Origin of the sequence: Paraburkholderia ferrariae NBRC 106233, assembly GCF_000685035.1 — a bacterium.
GTDB classification, from domain to species: domain Bacteria; phylum Pseudomonadota; class Gammaproteobacteria; order Burkholderiales; family Burkholderiaceae; genus Paraburkholderia; species Paraburkholderia ferrariae.
Genome location: NZ_BAYB01000024.1, coordinates 110,856 through 126,082 on the forward strand (window position 1 = coordinate 110,856; position 15,227 = coordinate 126,082).

Annotated in this window: 13 protein-coding genes; 7 read left to right on the forward strand and 6 right to left on the reverse strand. The window is 67.6% G+C overall.

Going from position 1 to position 15,227, the window contains the following annotated elements; genetic code table 11:
* Positions 1-348: 348 nt before the first annotated feature.
* The 5 genes from BFE01S_RS24370 to BFE01S_RS24390 form a co-directional block, all read right to left on the reverse strand.
* Entirely contained in the window at positions 349-1,554 is a 1,206-nt protein-coding gene (locus BFE01S_RS24370; protein WP_028227759.1) for a patatin-like phospholipase family protein, read from the reverse strand.
* A 59-nt stretch (positions 1,555-1,613) separates the two neighbouring features.
* On the reverse strand, positions 1,614-2,327 hold the full coding sequence (locus BFE01S_RS24375; protein ID WP_028227760.1) for a PhaM family polyhydroxyalkanoate granule multifunctional regulatory protein: 714 nt from the start codon (positions 2,325-2,327) through the stop codon (positions 1,614-1,616).
* Between the two features lie 104 nt (positions 2,328-2,431).
* Positions 2,432-3,262, reverse strand: a complete 831-nt coding sequence (locus BFE01S_RS24380) for an enoyl-CoA hydratase/isomerase family protein (protein WP_028227761.1) — start codon at positions 3,260-3,262, stop codon at positions 2,432-2,434.
* Between the two features lie 59 nt (positions 3,263-3,321).
* Positions 3,322-4,497 (reverse strand): ABC transporter substrate-binding protein, encoded by a 1,176-nt coding sequence (locus tag BFE01S_RS24385; protein ID WP_028227762.1) that lies wholly within the window; start codon positions 4,495-4,497, stop codon positions 3,322-3,324.
* A gap of 238 nt (positions 4,498-4,735) precedes the next feature.
* The gene (locus BFE01S_RS24390; protein WP_028227763.1) at positions 4,736-5,728 is read right to left on the reverse strand and encodes a fumarylacetoacetate hydrolase family protein; all 993 of its coding nucleotides are present in this window, start codon (positions 5,726-5,728) and stop codon (positions 4,736-4,738) included.
* Positions 5,729-5,865: 137 nt separating this feature from the next.
* On the opposite strand from BFE01S_RS24390, the gene BFE01S_RS24395 reads away from it, so the two are divergent.
* The 7 genes from BFE01S_RS24395 (at position 5,866) to BFE01S_RS24425 (ending at position 14,744) form a co-directional block, all read left to right on the forward strand.
* Positions 5,866-6,777 carry an IclR family transcriptional regulator gene (locus BFE01S_RS24395; RefSeq protein WP_028227764.1) on the forward strand — a complete coding sequence of 304 codons (912 nt, stop codon included), beginning with the start codon at positions 5,866-5,868 and terminating at the stop codon, positions 6,775-6,777.
* Positions 6,778-6,923: 146 nt separating this feature from the next.
* Positions 6,924-8,408 (forward strand): DUF3108 domain-containing protein, encoded by a 1,485-nt coding sequence (locus BFE01S_RS39940; RefSeq protein WP_063834440.1) that lies wholly within the window; start codon positions 6,924-6,926, stop codon positions 8,406-8,408.
* A gap of 416 nt (positions 8,409-8,824) precedes the next feature.
* A complete protein-coding gene (pcaD, locus tag BFE01S_RS24405; RefSeq protein ID WP_028227765.1) occupies positions 8,825-9,613 on the forward strand; it encodes a 3-oxoadipate enol-lactonase in 789 nt (262 codons plus the stop codon).
* Between the two features lie 185 nt (positions 9,614-9,798).
* Positions 9,799-10,056 carry a BTH_I0359 family protein gene (locus BFE01S_RS24410; RefSeq protein ID WP_028227766.1) on the forward strand — a complete coding sequence of 86 codons (258 nt, stop codon included), beginning with the start codon at positions 9,799-9,801 and terminating at the stop codon, positions 10,054-10,056.
* A 263-nt stretch (positions 10,057-10,319) separates the two neighbouring features.
* Positions 10,320-11,405, forward strand: coding sequence for a homocysteine S-methyltransferase family protein (locus BFE01S_RS24415; RefSeq protein WP_028227767.1), 1,086 nt, complete (start codon positions 10,320-10,322; stop codon positions 11,403-11,405).
* A 77-nt stretch (positions 11,406-11,482) separates the two neighbouring features.
* Entirely contained in the window at positions 11,483-14,200 is a 2,718-nt protein-coding gene (metH, locus tag BFE01S_RS24420; protein ID WP_028227768.1) for a methionine synthase, read from the forward strand.
* A gap of 319 nt (positions 14,201-14,519) precedes the next feature.
* On the forward strand, positions 14,520-14,744 hold the full coding sequence (locus BFE01S_RS24425) for a hypothetical protein (RefSeq protein WP_028227769.1): 225 nt from the start codon (positions 14,520-14,522) through the stop codon (positions 14,742-14,744).
* Positions 14,745-14,876: 132 nt separating this feature from the next.
* On the opposite strand, the gene BFE01S_RS24430 is transcribed toward BFE01S_RS24425, so the two are convergent.
* Entirely contained in the window at positions 14,877-15,209 is a 333-nt protein-coding gene (locus BFE01S_RS24430; protein WP_042338399.1) for a DUF1840 domain-containing protein, read from the reverse strand.
* Positions 15,210-15,227 lie beyond the last annotated feature (18 nt).

Here is a 15,227-nt window from a genome sequence, read left to right on the forward strand (position 1 = left end):
CCTTGTACCCGTCTTGTACCGGTTTGAGAGCGGCCTGGCGGGTTCTGGGTAGCTGCTCCGTGCCTCGAACCCGGTTGTCGATGTGTTCATGCGGGCTTGCGCCCGTGACGCCGGCCGCGCCCGGGACCACGAGAGCCCGGCGAACCGCTGTCATCGCCATCGTCATCGCCGTTCCCATCGCCGCTGTCATCGCCGTTACCCTCAGCGATCCGCAGCCGATTGCCGCAGCGCTGCGGGTCATCCCTGCTCCGGTTCGGGATGGCTTTCGTCGCGGAAAGCTGCCCGAACCCTGTCAAACGACGCCAAAACGGCCGAAAAAACCTTACACCATGATAGCACGCCGATCTTTCAGATCCGCCGCCCCTCCGGATGCTCGCCCGCGCCTGCGCCCGGGGCCTTGAGCCAGGTCAAAAGAAGCTCGCGCCGGGCCAGCGTATCGCGGTAGCCAAGCTCGATCAGCTCGCGCGTGAACGCCTCTTCGAACAGCAGATAACTCGCGAACGCGGCCCCCGACGCGCGATTGCCGCCCACCGCCCCCAGCAGCACCCGCACCGAAGCCGGCAGCGCCTGCAGATGGCGCGCCGCGATCAGTTCGATGCGCTCGCTCGGCGCAATCGCCAGCACCTCCACATGCCGCCAGCCGCTTTCGGGCTCCACCGTTTCCGGCAGGTGCCGCACCATGCGATTGATGTGCTCCACGCGCTCGATGTCGGCGCCGAGCGCATCGAGAAAAACGCTCGCCATGACCTGCTGGCCGATCTGCGCGAGCGTCGGATAGGTGTCGATGTCGGGGCGCGCGGCGGGCACCTCCGGCGCGGGCGCGGCCGCACCGATCACGACGATGCGCTGCGCGCCGAAGTGGATCGCGGGGCTGAGCGGCGCGATCTGGCGAATCGAGCCGTCGCCGAAATACTCGTGGCGGCCGTCGAGTTCGAGGCGCACGGCCGGGAATACGTAGGGAATGGCCGCCGAGGCGAGCAGATGCGCGGGCGTGAGCGCCACCATGCGTGCCGTGCGCTGCGCGCGGCGCCAGGCGCTGATGGGTTCGCACGCCTGATAAAAGGTGAGATGCCGGCCCGACGAGTAGCTGAGCGCCGTGACGGAAACCGCATGCAGACGCCGCTCGTCGAGCATCTGCTCGATGCGGTGAAAACTCAGCGTGCGCGCCAGCAGGCGCGCAAGCGGCGCGTTATCGAAGAGCGTGCGGGGCGTGCGCCGCGCGGCAAGCCCGAAGGTGGCCCAGCCGAACGCCAGTGCGCCGAGCCAGCGCGCGCCCGCGGCGGCCACGCCGGGCCAGTCCGTGCGGTACACCTGATCGGCGCTCAGGCCCGACCAGACTTTCACGAGTTGCTCGGCGCCCTTCGCGAAATGATCGGCGTGGCTGGCGATGGAGGTGGCGTTGATCGCGCCGGCCGAAGTGCCGCAGATCACCGTGAACGGCATGGCACGGCGTCCGGGTTCGGCCGCCTCGGCAAGTTCCGCCAGTGCGCGCAGCGCGCCGGCCTGGTAGGCCGCGCGCGCTCCGCCGCCCATCATCACGAGCGCAAGCCGCATGATGCAGACGCTCCCCGTAAGCGCCCTCGCGGACGCGGTTCAAGCGTGCGCCGCGCGCCTCACTCGGGCTGCGCCGGCGCCTTTTTCGTGCTGCGCGAGGCGGACGGCTTGCCCGCCGCGCGCTTCGCAGCGGGCTTTTCGCCCGCGCCCGCCGGGTCGCCCGCCGCAGCCGCTGCGCCTTGCGCCGCGGCCGCGGGCTGCGCCACCGCAAACTGCGCGAGCTGGTTGAACTGGGCCTGCAGCAGGTTCCACCATGCCGACGTGTCGAAGCCCGGCGGCGGCGCTGCGTTCTCCGCCGAGCCGGCTGCGTCGGCCGGGTCGGCCGCGTGAGCCGGGCCAGCCGACGAGGAAGCCGCCGCCTCCTTTGCGCGCGCGGACTGCGCACTGCCATGCGAGGGCTCGTGCGCGGGCGGTGCCATCTGCGACTGCGCGAACGCGCCGAACGCACGCAAGGTGGAAAGCGTCGCCCGCTGCACCTCGAGCGCCTGGATGGCCGACTGCAGCATGCTCAGATTGAGCTTGAGCCACTGTTCGACGGCACGCAGGTCGGTGATGCGCTTGTCGAGCTCTTCGATGTTGGTGAGCGGCGTCATCATGTCCGACATCATCGAGAGCGAGGGGCCGAAGCCCTGCGCGATGCCCGGCTCGCTGCCGGGGAACGCGCTGCCGAACGGCGTGAGGCGCATCATCCCCCACATGCGGTCGAGCATCTCGGCGGGCGGGAAACCGGGAAAGCCCGGAAACGGCGGCACGGAGCCGGCGGGGTCAGTCATGCGGATCTCCTCGCAGGGGTTGAGTGACACGGTGGCTGTTCGAGCGGCACAGCATGCCGGTGTCTTGTCCGATCATACCGCGCGCGGCGGCTTGCGTTACAGCATCAGAATGCGAACGGATCGCCGCCCGGGAAGTCCGGCGCCCGGCGCTCGCGCAGCGACTGCACGCCCTCGCGCACGTCGGGGCCGGCAAAGCCCATGAATTCGAGCGCGAGCGACGTATCGAAGTTCGGCCCCGCCATGCGCAGCCAGTTGTTCAGCGCGTACTTGGTCCAGCGCACCGCCGTCTGCGAGCCGTTCGCGAGGCGCTTCGCGACCTCGAACGCCTTCGGCAGCAGATCGCTTTCGTCCACGGCGAGCGAGACGAGGCCGATGCGCTCGGCCTCCTCGCCGCTCACGGGCTCGCACAGCAGCAGGTAGTACTTCGCCTTCGCCATGCCGCACAGGAGCGGCCACACGATCGCCGCGTGGTCGCCGGCGGCCACGCCAAGGCGCGTATGGCCGTCGATGATGCGCGCCGTCTTCGTCGCGATCGAGATGTCGGCCAGCAGCCCCGCGACGAGCCCCGCGCCCACCGCCGGCCCGTGCATCGCCGAAACGATGGGCTTGCCGCAGTTGATCACGTTGTAGACGAGGTCGCGCGCCTCGCGCCAGACGCGTGCGCGCACATCGAAATGCGTGGCCATGTCCTCCACGAGCGCAAGATCGCCGCCCGCCGAAAAGCCCTTGCCTTCGCCGCGTATCACGGCCACGCGCGCGTCCGGATCGCGGTCCACGTCGCGCCAGATTTCGGCGAGCTCGCGGTGCATGTTCGCGTCGGCGGTGGCGAGGCCGCTCTTGTTCGCGCCTTCTCCGCTCATCACGATCTCGACGATGCCGTGCTCGTGCCGGCGCACGCGCAAGGCGTGATAACGGGCGTAGGGAGAGTCGTTCATGGCGCTGCCTCCTGCTTCGGATGTTCGAGGGTTGCGGCTTCGATGCACGCGTCAATGCGTCAATGCGGCGGCTGATAGATCCACTTGCCGTCGCGGATCTCCACCATCACGCGCGCGTGCGCATCGAGGCCGAGGTGATCGGTCGCGCTCATGTTGACCACGCCGTTGGTGTCGCCGAGCCCCCGGGTGGATTCGAGCGCGTCGCGCAACGCCGCGCGAAACGCGGGCGTGCCGGGCGCGGCGGACTTGAGCGCCACCGGAATCGCGCCTTGCAGCAGCAGGCCCGCGTCCCACGTATAGGCGCCGAACGCCGACACGCTGAGCGCGCCGTAACGTGCTTCGTACCGCGAAATATAGTCGAGCGCGAGGCGCCGGCCCGGATAGTCCTCGGGCAGTTGCGCGGCGACCAGCACGGGGCTCGCCGGCAGGAAGGTGCCGTTGCAGTCCGCGCCGCACACGCGCAGGAAGTCGCGGTTGCCCACGCCGTGATTGTGATAGATGAGGCCCTTGTAGCCGCGCTCCTTGAGCGCTCGGGGCGGCAGTGCGGCGGGCGTGCCGGCCGCGCCCACCACCACGGCGTCCGGGTTCGCGGCCACGATCTTCAGCACCTGGCCCGTCACCGAAGGATCGGTGCGGTTGAAGCGCTCGTTCGCCACGATCCTGATGCCGTGCTGCTGCGCGGCCTTCGCGACTTCGGCATAGAACGTCTCGCCCAGCGCGTCCGCCTGGCCGATGTACGCGAGCGTCTTCACGTTGCGCGCCACGGCGTGCTCGACGATCGCGCCGGCCATCATGGCGTCGGTCTGCGGGGTCTTGAACATCCAGCGGCGCTTCTCGTCCACGGGTTCGATGATCTTCGCCGACGAAGCGAGCGAGATCGTGGGCGTCTGGCCCGCGGCGATCACATCGAGCATCGCCAGCGTGTTCGGCGTGATCGACGAGCCGATGATCGCGTCCACGTGGTCTTCGTCGATGAGCTTTTTGGTGTCCTGCACGGCCTGGGTGGTGTCCGAAGCATCGTCGAGCACGATGTACTGGACCTTCTGCCCGGCGATCTCGGTGGGGAACATCGCGGCCGTGTCGCGTGCGGGGATGCCGAGCGACGCGGCCGGCCCCGTGAGCGAGAGCACGAGGCCGATCTTGACCTGGGCGAGCGCGAGCGCGGGGCAAAGCAGGAAGGCGAGCGCCGCCAGCCAGTGCGAAGCGGCGGGACGGCGGGTGCGGGCGTGCTGCATGGCGTCTCCTCGTTAAGGGTGCGTGACGTATTCTTCGTACGACTTCCGGCCTTGCCGGCCCGTCATGCTCATCGGGCGCGTTGCCCCGGCGGGCGCAGCAGGCTCTCCTCGCCGCCGCGCCTCGTGAGCGCGGGCGGCGAGCGTTCGCCAGTGTAGCCGCGCGCCTCGCCTGCGGCATCGGGCGAAACCCTTTCGCGCCGATGCGGTCGATGCCGCGGTGGGTGCCGCAGCCGGCGCTTCAGCTCGCGTCCGCCGCGGGCGCCACCGCCTGGTCGATCGCGCCGAAGATCGACTTGCCCGTCTCGTCGAGCATCTCGATCTTCACGGTATCGCCGAACTTCATGAACTCCGTGCTCGCCGCGCCGTGCTCGATCGTTTCGAGGCAGCGCTTCTCCGCGATGCAGCAGTAGCCGCGCTTCGGGTCCTTGTTCGAGACCGTGCCCGAGCCCACGATGGCGCCGGCCCGCAGGTTGCGCGTCTTCGCCGCGTGCGCGATCAACTGGCCGAAGTGGAACACCATGTCCGTGCCCGCGTCGGGCTGGCCCACTTTGCGGCCGTTCCAGTGCACGAGCAGCGGCAGATGCACGCGGCCCTCGCGCCAGTGGCCGCCGAGTTCGTCGGGCGTCACGGCGACGGGCGCAAACGACGTGGCCGGCTTGCTCTGGAAGAAGCCGAAGCCCTTCGCGAGCTCCGCGGGAATCAGGTTGCGCAGCGAGACGTCGTTGGCGAGCGTGACGAGACGGATGGCGCGCAGCGCCTCGTCGGGCGCGACGCCCATCGGCACGTCGCCCGTGATCACCGCCACCTCGGCTTCGAAGTCGATGCCCCAGGCCTCGGACGCGCACACGATGTCCTCGGCCGGCCCGATGAAGTCGTCGCTGCCGCCCTGGTACATGAGCGGATCGGTCCAGAACTCGGGCGGCATTTCGGCGCCGCGCGCGCGGCGCACGAGTTCCACGTGGTTCACATAGGACGAGCCGTCCGCCCACTGGTAGGCGCGCGGCAGCGGCGCCATGCAGTCGCGGGCGTCGAAGCCGAACGCGTTGCGCGCGCGGCCGTGGTTGAGCGCGTCGTAGAGGTCGAGCAGTTGCGGCGCGTGGAAGCGCCAGTCGTCGAGCACGCGTTGCAGCGTCGGCGCGATCGTGTCGGCGATCGCCGCCGTGCGCAGGTCGCGGGAAACGACGATCAGCTGACCGTCGCGGGTGCCGTCCTTCAGCGTGGCAAGTTTCATGGAGGCTCGTGCGTTGTGCGGATGACGATAGAGGAAATGTATTCTACGATGGTGAATCGGCGCGGCCCAAGCGGGGCTCGCAGGCGAGGCTCCCCGCCTCGCGCGCCGCTTGCTTCGCTTCGATCAAAACGACCTCCATGCCGCCATCCGCCCGCTCTCCCTCGCTGTCCTCCCGCCGTGCCGATTCTGCCGAAGCAGACGATCCTGGCGCCGATGCGTTCGCCGATGCCGGCGAGGCCGCCGAGGCCGCAGAATCCGGCGAAGAAAAGCTGCGCTCGGGCATCCAGTCGATCGAGGTGGGGTTTCGTCTGCTCGAAGTGCTGACGAGCGAGCCGCGCGCCATGATGCTGCGCGACCTCGCGCAGCGCGCGGGCATGAGCCCCGCGAAGGCGCACCGCTACCTGGTGAGCTTCCTGCGGCTCGGCGTGGTCGCGCAGGACCCGCTCTCGGGCCGCTACGAACTGGGCGGATTCGCGCTGCAACTGGGCCTCGCGCGGCTCGCGCGCGTGGATGGCGTCAAGCTCGCGCGCATCGCGCTCGCGCAACTGCGCGACCGGCTGGACGTGACCATGGGCATCGCCGTGTGGGGCAACCAGGGGCCGACCGTCGTGCACTGGATGGAGTCGAGCCATCCGGCCAAGGCGTCGCTGCGCCTCGGCGACGTGATGCCGATGCTCAGTTCCGCCACCGGCCTGCTCTTTGCCGCCTACCTGCCGCGCAGCAAGACCGGCCCGATGATCGAGCGCGAACTGGCGAGCGCGCGCCAGTCCCATTGGGCCTCGACGCCGCGCACGGCCGAGGAGCTCGAGCGCGCGCTCGCCGAGGTGCGCGAGCACGGTGCGGCGCGCGTGGAAGGCATGCTGCTGCCGACGATCCATGCGTTCTGCACCCCGGTCTTCGACGCCGCGGGCGATCTCGCGCTCGGCCTGATCGCACTGGGGCACGAAGGCGCATTCGACATCGACTGGAACGGAGCGGTGGATACGCCGCTGCGCGAGTGCGCGCAGAAGCTTTCGTGGGAATTGGGGTACAGTCCGGTCCCGCGTTGACGGCAGCCGGGGCCAACCGCGGCTTCCGCGATGCCGGAACACCCGTCGCGCCGCCCGGGTCGAAGCGGCTTCGCCGCGGCGTTCTGCACGCGCGCCGCCCGGCGTGCCACAGTATGGCCCTGAGGCTCACCTTTACCGCACGATAGATGCCGAGCGCCACCGCCCGCCCCGATCCGACCCGCACCGCCACCGCGCCGCGCTCGCGCGTATGGCGCTGGGTGGCCGTGTTCGTCGCCGTCACGCTCCTGCACTGGCTCGCGGCGGAGTGGATCGAACGGCATCGCGGCGTGCCGCCGCCCGCACGGGACGTGCACGTGCCCGTGCAGGTCGCGCTGCTCAAGCCCGAGCGCGTCGAACGCGAAGCGCAGCCTGCCGCAAAGACCGCCGCGCCGAAAGCCGCGCCTCGCCCGGCGCATCGCGAAGCGCACGCGCCGCACGAATTGCGCGCGGTGACGCCCCCGAAGCCGCATCCCGAAGTCGCGGCCGCGCAGCCCGCCTCCAGCCCGGCCACGCCCGATACGGCCGCGTCCGACACCGCCGCCAGCCGTGCTGCCGCCAGCGCGGCCACCGGCACCGGACCCAACGGCGGCACCGCGCAGGCCGGCGCAGGCAACGGCAACACACCTTCCGCACCGGCCACCGAAGCCTCGCACGGCGTGAAGTTCTCGATCCCGCCCTCGGGCGAACTGCAGTACGACACGTTCTACAACGGCGTGCGCAACCAGCCGGGCACGATCCACTGGGCCAGCGACGGGCAGCGCTACGACATGGTGGTCTCCGTGCCGCTGCCGTTCGTCGGCACGTTCAGCTGGACGAGCCGCGGGCATGTGGATGCGTTCGGCATCGCGCCGGATCAGTACATCGAAAAGCGCGGCCACCGCCCTGAAGACGTGACCGTCTTCAACCGCAGCGAAAAGCAGATCGTGTTCACGCGCACGCCGAATTCGCTCGCGCTGCCCGACGGCGCGCAGGATCGCTTCAGCATGGTGATGCAACTGGCGAGCCTCGTGCGCGGCGACCCCGCCGCCTACCAGCCGGGCGTGACGCGCGAGTTCTACGTGGCCGATAACGACAGCGGCGAAATCTGGCCCGTGACCACCATCGGCGACGAAACCGTCAGCACCGATCACGGCTATGTCACGGCGCGCCACTTCATGCGGCTGCCGCGGCACGACGGCGACAAGCGCCGCATCGACGTGTGGCTCGCGCCCTCGCTCGGCTGGCTGCCGGTGCGGCTCGTGCAGACCGAGCCGAACGGCAGCCAGTTCGAACTCGTCTGGCGCGGCCCGCTCACGATTCCTGCGGCGAATGCGGCAGGCAACCGTTCGGGCACTTCGGGCACGAACGACGCAGGGGAAACGGCCGCGCCGGGCAACAATGGCAGCAGCGAAGCACCGGCGAGCGCCCCCGCGGTCGAGCCGGCCAGCACGCCCCAGTCCAACGAGCCCGCGGCCAACGCAGCGGAACAACCCGCAGCTACCGCACCCGCCGCACCCGCCGCGCCTTCCGGGTCCGATGCCGCTCAGCCGCCGGCCACGCCCCCCTCCGAGCCGCCGCCAGCGCCGGCAGCCTCCCCTGCACCGCCGCCCACTGGCAGCGCTCCCACAAACGACACGCCCGCCCAGCCCTGAACGCTGCCTGACCACGCCGCCGAAGGTCCGCCTGCGCGCACCCGCCAGAACGTTGGCCGCTTCGGCCACGCTTCGCGGCAAGACGCGGCGAAATAGCGCATACTGGAACCGGTCGCAGCAGAGTTCGCCGCAGCGTTTGCCGAACGGGCACGAGCACACAGCCATCGCTCCCTTCGACAAAACGCGGCGCTTCGAAAACCGCAGCACATCGAAGCGAAAACAACCCATCGCGAACTCAGCGGAACGCAGCAAAAAGCAGACAAAAAGCCCCTGCTCGCGGCCTGAATCTACGAACCGAGGACAGCAGCAAACATGTCCCGCGCACCTTCGGGCGCGCGGGTTGCGCAACCGGCATCGTGCACACAGCACCTCGCAGACGGCCTGACTCCCGACCCGGCAACGTGAAGGAGGAAACCATGCAAGTGACTGTCAACGGCATCGATACGCACTACCTCCTCGACGACCGCAGCGGCGGCCCTGTGCTCGCGTTCGTGCATCAACTGGGCGGCGACCTCACCGTGTGGGACCAACTCGCAGGCCATTTCCGCCATCGCTACAGCGTGCTGCGCTACGACGTGCGCGGCCACGGCGCGAGCGCTCTCTCGCGCGAGCCGTTCGGCGTCGCACAGTTGGCGAGCGATCTGGGCGCCATGCTGGAGGCAACAGGCATCGCGAACGTCCATCTCGTGGGCATGTCGATGGGCGGCATGGTCGCGCAGCAGTTCGCACTCGACGCTCCCTCGCGCGTGCTCTCGCTCGCGCTCTGCGATACGTCGAGCCGTACCGCGCCCGAAGCGCGCGAGATGTGGAACCAGCGGGCCGCGCTCGTGCGCCGCGAAGGCACGGCGGTACTCGCGACGGCCACCATGGAGCGCTGGTTCACACCCGACTTTCGCCGCACGCACCGCGAGACAGTCGAAAAAATATGTGAAGTTTTATTACGGACAGCTTCGGAAGGATATGCGATGGCGTGCGAAGCCCTACGCGATTTCGATGCCCACGATCGCCTCGCTGCGCTGAGGGTGCCGACGCTCGCCGTTGCGGGCCGCTACGACGCCGGCACGCCGGCCGCGCTGACCCAGGTGCTTGCGCAAGCGATTGCCGGCGCGCGCTTCGAGATTCTCGACGCCGCGCATCTGGCCCCGGTAGAGGAGTCGCACCGCTTCGCAGCCTTGCTTGAAACGTTTCTCCATCAGTCGGTCTAACCCATTGAACCCGGGAGGACAGCAGCCAAGGCGGTAACAGGCGGAAGGAAAAGGGAACGCAGGCGAGCAGGCAGTGAAAGAGGGAGCCCCTTGAATTCCGGACCGAACGCTCCACGTATTGGCCAAGGATAAATTCGGTCAATACCAGGAAGATGCCAGGAAGCACAGGAAAAAGGAGTGTCGCCATGCAAATGATCTACAACAGTCCCAACTATTGCGTTGTCGAATTCCCCCCGCAGGACGGCCACAATGCGATGCGGGCCGGCGGTTACGAAATCGTGGACAAGAACGCGCGCCGCGAGATCTTTATCGACGGCATGATGGCGGCAAGCTTTCGCGAACACGTGCAAAAGCTGATGGAAGAAGAGCAGTCGCTGGACGAAGTCGACGAGTTCCTCGGCCGCTTCGACAGTCTCATGCAGCAACCGGTCGTGCTTCATTAAGTTCGCGCGGCCAGCGCCAGCGCGGCGATCACGTAACAGCGCGTACCAGGCGCGCACCAGTACGCACCAGCGACATCGACGGTAACAGCGGCACTCACGCTCAGGGAACCCCGTCCGCTTCGGCGGCCGGGGTTTTTCTTTTGTCCGCGCATTGCACAAGCGCGCGCACGCCCACTCTCGCGAGCGCGCCCGGCGAGGCGCCCCGGCTGCGGCTACAATATTGGGTTTCCTCGTTCAACTGGCGTCTAAGCCCGTCCGCCCTCATGAACCCGTCCGCTGATACCGTCTCCCGCCCCGCTGCCCACCGTCCGGCCGCGAGCGCGCGCTATACGCGCGGCGCCGCGCTGCCGGCGCTGCTCGCCTCGCGCATCCTGATCCTCGACGGCGCCATGGGCACGATGATCCAGCGCTACAAGCTCGACGAAGCCGCCTACCGCGGCGAGCGCTTCAAGGACTACCCGCGCGACATCAAGGGCAACAACGAACTGCTCTCGCTCACGCAGCCGCAGGTCATCAGCGAGATTCACGAGCAGTACCTCGCGGCGGGCTCGGACATCATCGAAACGAACACCTTCGGCGCGACCACCGTGGCCCAGGACGACTACGGCATGGGCGAACTGGCCATCGAGATGAACCTCGAATCGGCGAAGCTCGCGCGCGCCGCATGCGACAAGTATTCGACCCCGGACAAGCCGCGCTTCGTGGCGGGCGCCATCGGCCCGACGCCGAAAACGGCGAGCATCTCGCCCGACGTGAACGATCCGGGCGCGCGCAACGTCACGTTCGAGGAACTGCGCGTGGCGTACTACGAGCAGGCGAAGGCGCTGCTGGACGGCGGCTGCGATCTGTTCCTCGTCGAGACGATCTTCGACACGCTCAACGCCAAGGCCGCGCTCTTCGCGCTCGACCAGCTCTTCGAAGATACGGGCGAACTGCTGCCCATCATGATCTCGGGCACCGTCACCGATGCCTCGGGCCGCATTCTCTCGGGTCAGACCGTCGAGGCATTCTGGAACTCGCTGCGTCATGCGAAGCCGCTTACCTTCGGCCTGAACTGCGCGCTCGGCGCGGCGCTCATGCGGCCGTACATCGCCGAACTCGCGAAGCTGTGCGACACCTATGTCTCGTGCTACCCGAACGCGGGCCTGCCGAACCCGATGAGCGACACCGGCTTCGACGAAACGCCCGCCGATACTTCCGGACTCCTGAACGAATTCGCCACGGCCGGCCTCGTGAACGTGGCCGGCGGCTGCTGCGGCACGACGCCGGACCACATCGCCGCGATTGCGAAAGCGCTTGCAGGGATCAAGCCGCGCCGCTGGCCCGGCCAGTATCGCGACGCCGCCTGACGACCCGCGCACGCTGCACGCCTTTGAAGCAACGCCTCGCCGACACCCCCGACAACCTGACGACCCGGTCTCACGCCATGACTGACCATACCCTGCGACTCTCCGGCCTCGAACCCTTCAACGTGGGCGAAGGCACGCTGTTCATCAACGTGGGCGAGCGCACCAACGTAACGGGCTCGAAAGCGTTCGCGCGGATGATCCTGAACGGCCAGTTCGACGAAGCGCTCGCGGTCGCGCGCCAGCAGGTGGAAAACGGCGCGCAGGTGATCGACGTCAACATGGACGAGGCGATGCTCGACTCGAAGGCGGCGATGGTGCGCTTCATGAACCTGATCGCCTCGGAGCCGGACATCGCGCGCGTGCCCATCATGATCGACTCCTCGAAGTGGGACGTGATCGAGGCGGGCCTGCAGTGCGTGCAGGGCAAGGCGATCGTGAACTCCATCTCGCTGAAGGAAGGCAAGGCGCCCTTCATCCACCATGCGAAGCTGATCCGCCGCTACGGCGCCGCGGCCGTGGTGATGGCCTTCGACGAGCAGGGCCAGGCCGACACCTTCGCGCGCAAGACCGAGATCTGCAAGCGCTCCTACGACGTGCTCGTGAACGAAGTGGGCTTCGCGCCCGAAGACATCATCTTCGACCCGAACATCTTCGCGGTGGCCACGGGTATCGAGGAGCACAACAACTACGCGGTGGACTTCATCGAAGCCACGCGCTGGATCAAGCAGAACCTGCCGTACGCGAAGGTGAGCGGCGGCGTCTCGAACGTGTCGTTCTCGTTTCGCGGCAACGACCCCGTGCGCGAGGCGATCCACACCGTGTTCCTCTACTACGCCATTCAGGCGGGCATGGACATGGGCATCGTCAACGCGGGGCAGCTCGGCGTCTATGCCGATCTCGATGCCGAACTGCGCGACCGCGTGGAAGACGTGGTGCTCAACCGCCGCGCCGACGCGACCGACCGCCTGCTCGAAATCGCCGACAAGTTCAAGACCGGCGCCGCGAAGAAAGAAGAGAACCTCGAGTGGCGCAACCAGTCAGTCGAGAAGCGTCTCGCGCATGCGCTCGTGCACGGCATCACGAACTTCATCGTTGAGGATACCGAAGAAGCGCGCCAGAAGATCATGGGCGGCGGCGGCCGTCCGATCAACGTGATCGAAGGCCCGCTCATGGACGGCATGAACGTCGTCGGCGACCTGTTCGGCCAGGGCAAGATGTTCCTGCCGCAGGTGGTGAAGTCCGCTCGCGTGATGAAGCAGGCCGTGGCGCACCTGATCCCGTTCATCGAGGAAGAAAAGCGCCTGCTCGCCGAAGCGGGCGCCGACGTGCGCGCGAAGGGCAAGATCGTGATCGCCACCGTGAAGGGCGACGTGCACGACATCGGCAAGAACATCGTGTCGGTGGTGCTCCAGTGCAACAACTTCGAAGTGGTCAACATGGGCGTGATGGTGCCGTGCAACGAGATCCTCGCGAAGGCGAAGGTCGAAGGCGCGGACATCATCGGGCTCTCCGGGCTCATTACGCCCTCGCTCGAAGAGATGGCCTACGTCGCTTCGGAAATGCAGCGCGACGACTACTTCCGCGTGAAAAAGATTCCGCTGCTGATCGGCGGCGCCACCACTTCGCGCGTGCACACTGCCGTGAAGATCGCGCCGAACTACGAAGGACCGGTGGTGTACGTGCCCGACGCGTCGCGCTCGGTATCGGTGGCGTCGAGCCTGCTTTCCGATGAAGGGGCGGCAAAGTACATCGACGAACTGAAGGTCGATTACGAACGCATTCGCGACCAGCACGCGAACAAGAAAGCGCAGCCCATGGTCACGCTCGAAGAGGCGCGCGCGAACAAGACGAAGATCGACTGGGCGAACTTCAGGCCGGTGCGGCCGAAGTTCATCGGCCGCCGCGTGTTCAGGAACTTCGACCTGAACGAGCTTTCGAACTATATCGACTGGGGTCCGTTCTTCCAGACCTGGGATCTGGCCGGCCCGTACCCGCAGATCCTCAACGACGAGATCGTGGGCGAGTCGGCGCGCAAGGTGTTTTCCGACGCGAAGTCGATGCTCTCGCGCCTGATCCAGGGCCGCTGGCTCCAGGCCAACGGCGTGATCGCGCTCCTGCCCGCGAACACGGTGAACGACGACGACATCGAGATCTACACCGACGAGTCGCGCAGCGAGGTGGCGCTCACGTGGCGCAATCTGCGCCAGCAGTCGGTGCGCCCCGTGGTGGACGGCGTGATGCGCCCGAACCGCTCGCTCGCCGACTTCATCGCGCCGAAGGACTCGGGCGTGGCCGACTACATCGGCATGTTCGCGGTGACGGCCGGCATCGGCGTGGACGTGAAGGAGGCGCAGTTCGAGAAGGACCACGACGACTACAGCGCCATCATGCTCAAGGCGCTCGCGGACCGCTTCGCCGAAGCCTTCGCCGAAGCCCTGCACGCCCGCGTGCGGCGCGATTTGTGGGGCTACGCGAGCAGCGAAACGCTCGACAACGACGCCCTGATCGCCGAGAAGTACTCGGGCATCCGCCCGGCGCCGGGCTACCCCGCGTGCCCCGATCACCTCGTGAAGCGCGACATGTTCGAGGTCCTGCAGGCGGGCGAGATCGGCATGAGCGTGACCGAATCGCTGGCGATGCTGCCGGCCGCCAGCGTTTCGGGTTTCTACCTCGCGCATCCGGACAGCACCTACTTCACCCTGGGCAAGATCGGCCAGGACCAGCTTGCCGACTATGCCCGCCGCATGGCGCTCTCCGACGAGGACGCCCGCCGCGCGCTCGCGCCGCAGCTTTGAGGCATGGGCGGCGCCGCTGCCGCCCTCCCGCCATCTTTCGCTGCGCGTGCTGCCGCTTCCAGCCGCTTCCGGCCGCTTTCGGCCGTTCCGCGCCATGTCCCGCCGGGCGGCCGCAACCGTTGCGTTGCAGCCGCCCGACATATGCCGTTCCATAGACTAAATATTTGGCGCGCGCGACTTTTCGTCTTTGTAAGATGGACCGGCACTACCCTCGGCCAGTCCGGCCGGAGGGGCCAAACCGTGCCCAAAGCGAGTCGAAAGAGGCAGAAAGCTCGCTCATCAGCAGATCCTTAAAAGCAATTATCGACGGAGAAATCGTATGAAGAAGCTGGTGTTGATGTTGACGGCATTCGGCATCGCAGCCCTCGCGCAGCCCTCGTTCGCCCAGCCGGCCTCGCAGCCGGCCGTCGTCCATCAGGAAGCAAGCGCGGCGACGTCGTATTCGACGCCCACCGAAAAGCACGTGAAGAAGCCGAAGAAAAAGAAGGTGAAGAAGGGTGCGGCCTCGGCGGCCGAGATGGCGCCGGCAGCGGCGAGCCAGTAAGCGGAACACCGCGGAACGCGGTGCGCACAAAAGACAAGAGCCCGCTTTCGAGCGGGCTCTTCTTTCTGGAACTCGGTTTCTGGAACTCGGCGGAAAGCCGGGGCGGAGATAGCGCCCCGCCCGCACCCAGATTCAGATCCCCCACACGATGTCGCTCTGCTCCTTGTGCGCCGCGCGCAGCATGTCGAGGAACGGGAACGCGCGCTGCGCGAGACCCACCGGCGCCTCATGCGGGTGCTGCTCGTAGCCTTCTTCACCCTCGTGGAAATGGCCTTCGTGTTCGGCGCGTTCGCGCTTGTCGGTAGCGATCGCCACTTCGAGCTTGCTGATTGCAACCTCGAGTTCGTCGTGCGAGATCACGCCGCGCGGTCCGAGCCGCTTGCCGATGATACCGAGCAGGTACTGAGCGAGATTTTCAAGCATCAAGACATCAGGCGATGCGTGGCATTTGAATGTAACCAGCATGACAGTTCCCTTTTGATT

Bases quoted from the DNA above. Each gene is read 5' to 3' on its own strand.
- BFE01S_RS24385 (WP_028227762.1), bottom strand. From the start codon at position 4,497: ATGCAGCACGCCCGCACCCGCCGTCCCGCCGCTTCGCACTGGCTGGCG.
- BFE01S_RS24425 (WP_028227769.1), top strand. From the start codon at position 14,520: ATGAAGAAGCTGGTGTTGATGTTGACGGCATTCGGCATCGCAGCCCTC.
- BFE01S_RS24430 (WP_042338399.1), bottom strand. From the start codon at position 15,209: ATGCTGGTTACATTCAAATGCCACGCATCGCCTGATGTCTTGATGCTT.
- BFE01S_RS24395 (WP_028227764.1), top strand. From the start codon at position 5,866: ATGCCGCCATCCGCCCGCTCTCCCTCGCTGTCCTCCCGCCGTGCCGAT.
- pcaD (WP_028227765.1), top strand. From the start codon at position 8,825: ATGCAAGTGACTGTCAACGGCATCGATACGCACTACCTCCTCGACGAC.
- BFE01S_RS39940 (WP_063834440.1), top strand. From the start codon at position 6,924: ATGCCGAGCGCCACCGCCCGCCCCGATCCGACCCGCACCGCCACCGCG.
- metH (WP_028227768.1), top strand. From the start codon at position 11,483: ATGACTGACCATACCCTGCGACTCTCCGGCCTCGAACCCTTCAACGTG.
- BFE01S_RS24410 (WP_028227766.1), top strand. From the start codon at position 9,799: ATGCAAATGATCTACAACAGTCCCAACTATTGCGTTGTCGAATTCCCC.
- BFE01S_RS24370 (WP_028227759.1), bottom strand. From the start codon at position 1,554: ATGCGGCTTGCGCTCGTGATGATGGGCGGCGGAGCGCGCGCGGCCTAC.
- BFE01S_RS24375 (WP_028227760.1), bottom strand. From the start codon at position 2,327: ATGACTGACCCCGCCGGCTCCGTGCCGCCGTTTCCGGGCTTTCCCGGT.
- BFE01S_RS24390 (WP_028227763.1), bottom strand. From the start codon at position 5,728: ATGAAACTTGCCACGCTGAAGGACGGCACCCGCGACGGTCAGCTGATC.
- BFE01S_RS24415 (WP_028227767.1), top strand. From the start codon at position 10,320: ATGAACCCGTCCGCTGATACCGTCTCCCGCCCCGCTGCCCACCGTCCG.
- BFE01S_RS24380 (WP_028227761.1), bottom strand. From the start codon at position 3,262: ATGAACGACTCTCCCTACGCCCGTTATCACGCCTTGCGCGTGCGCCGG.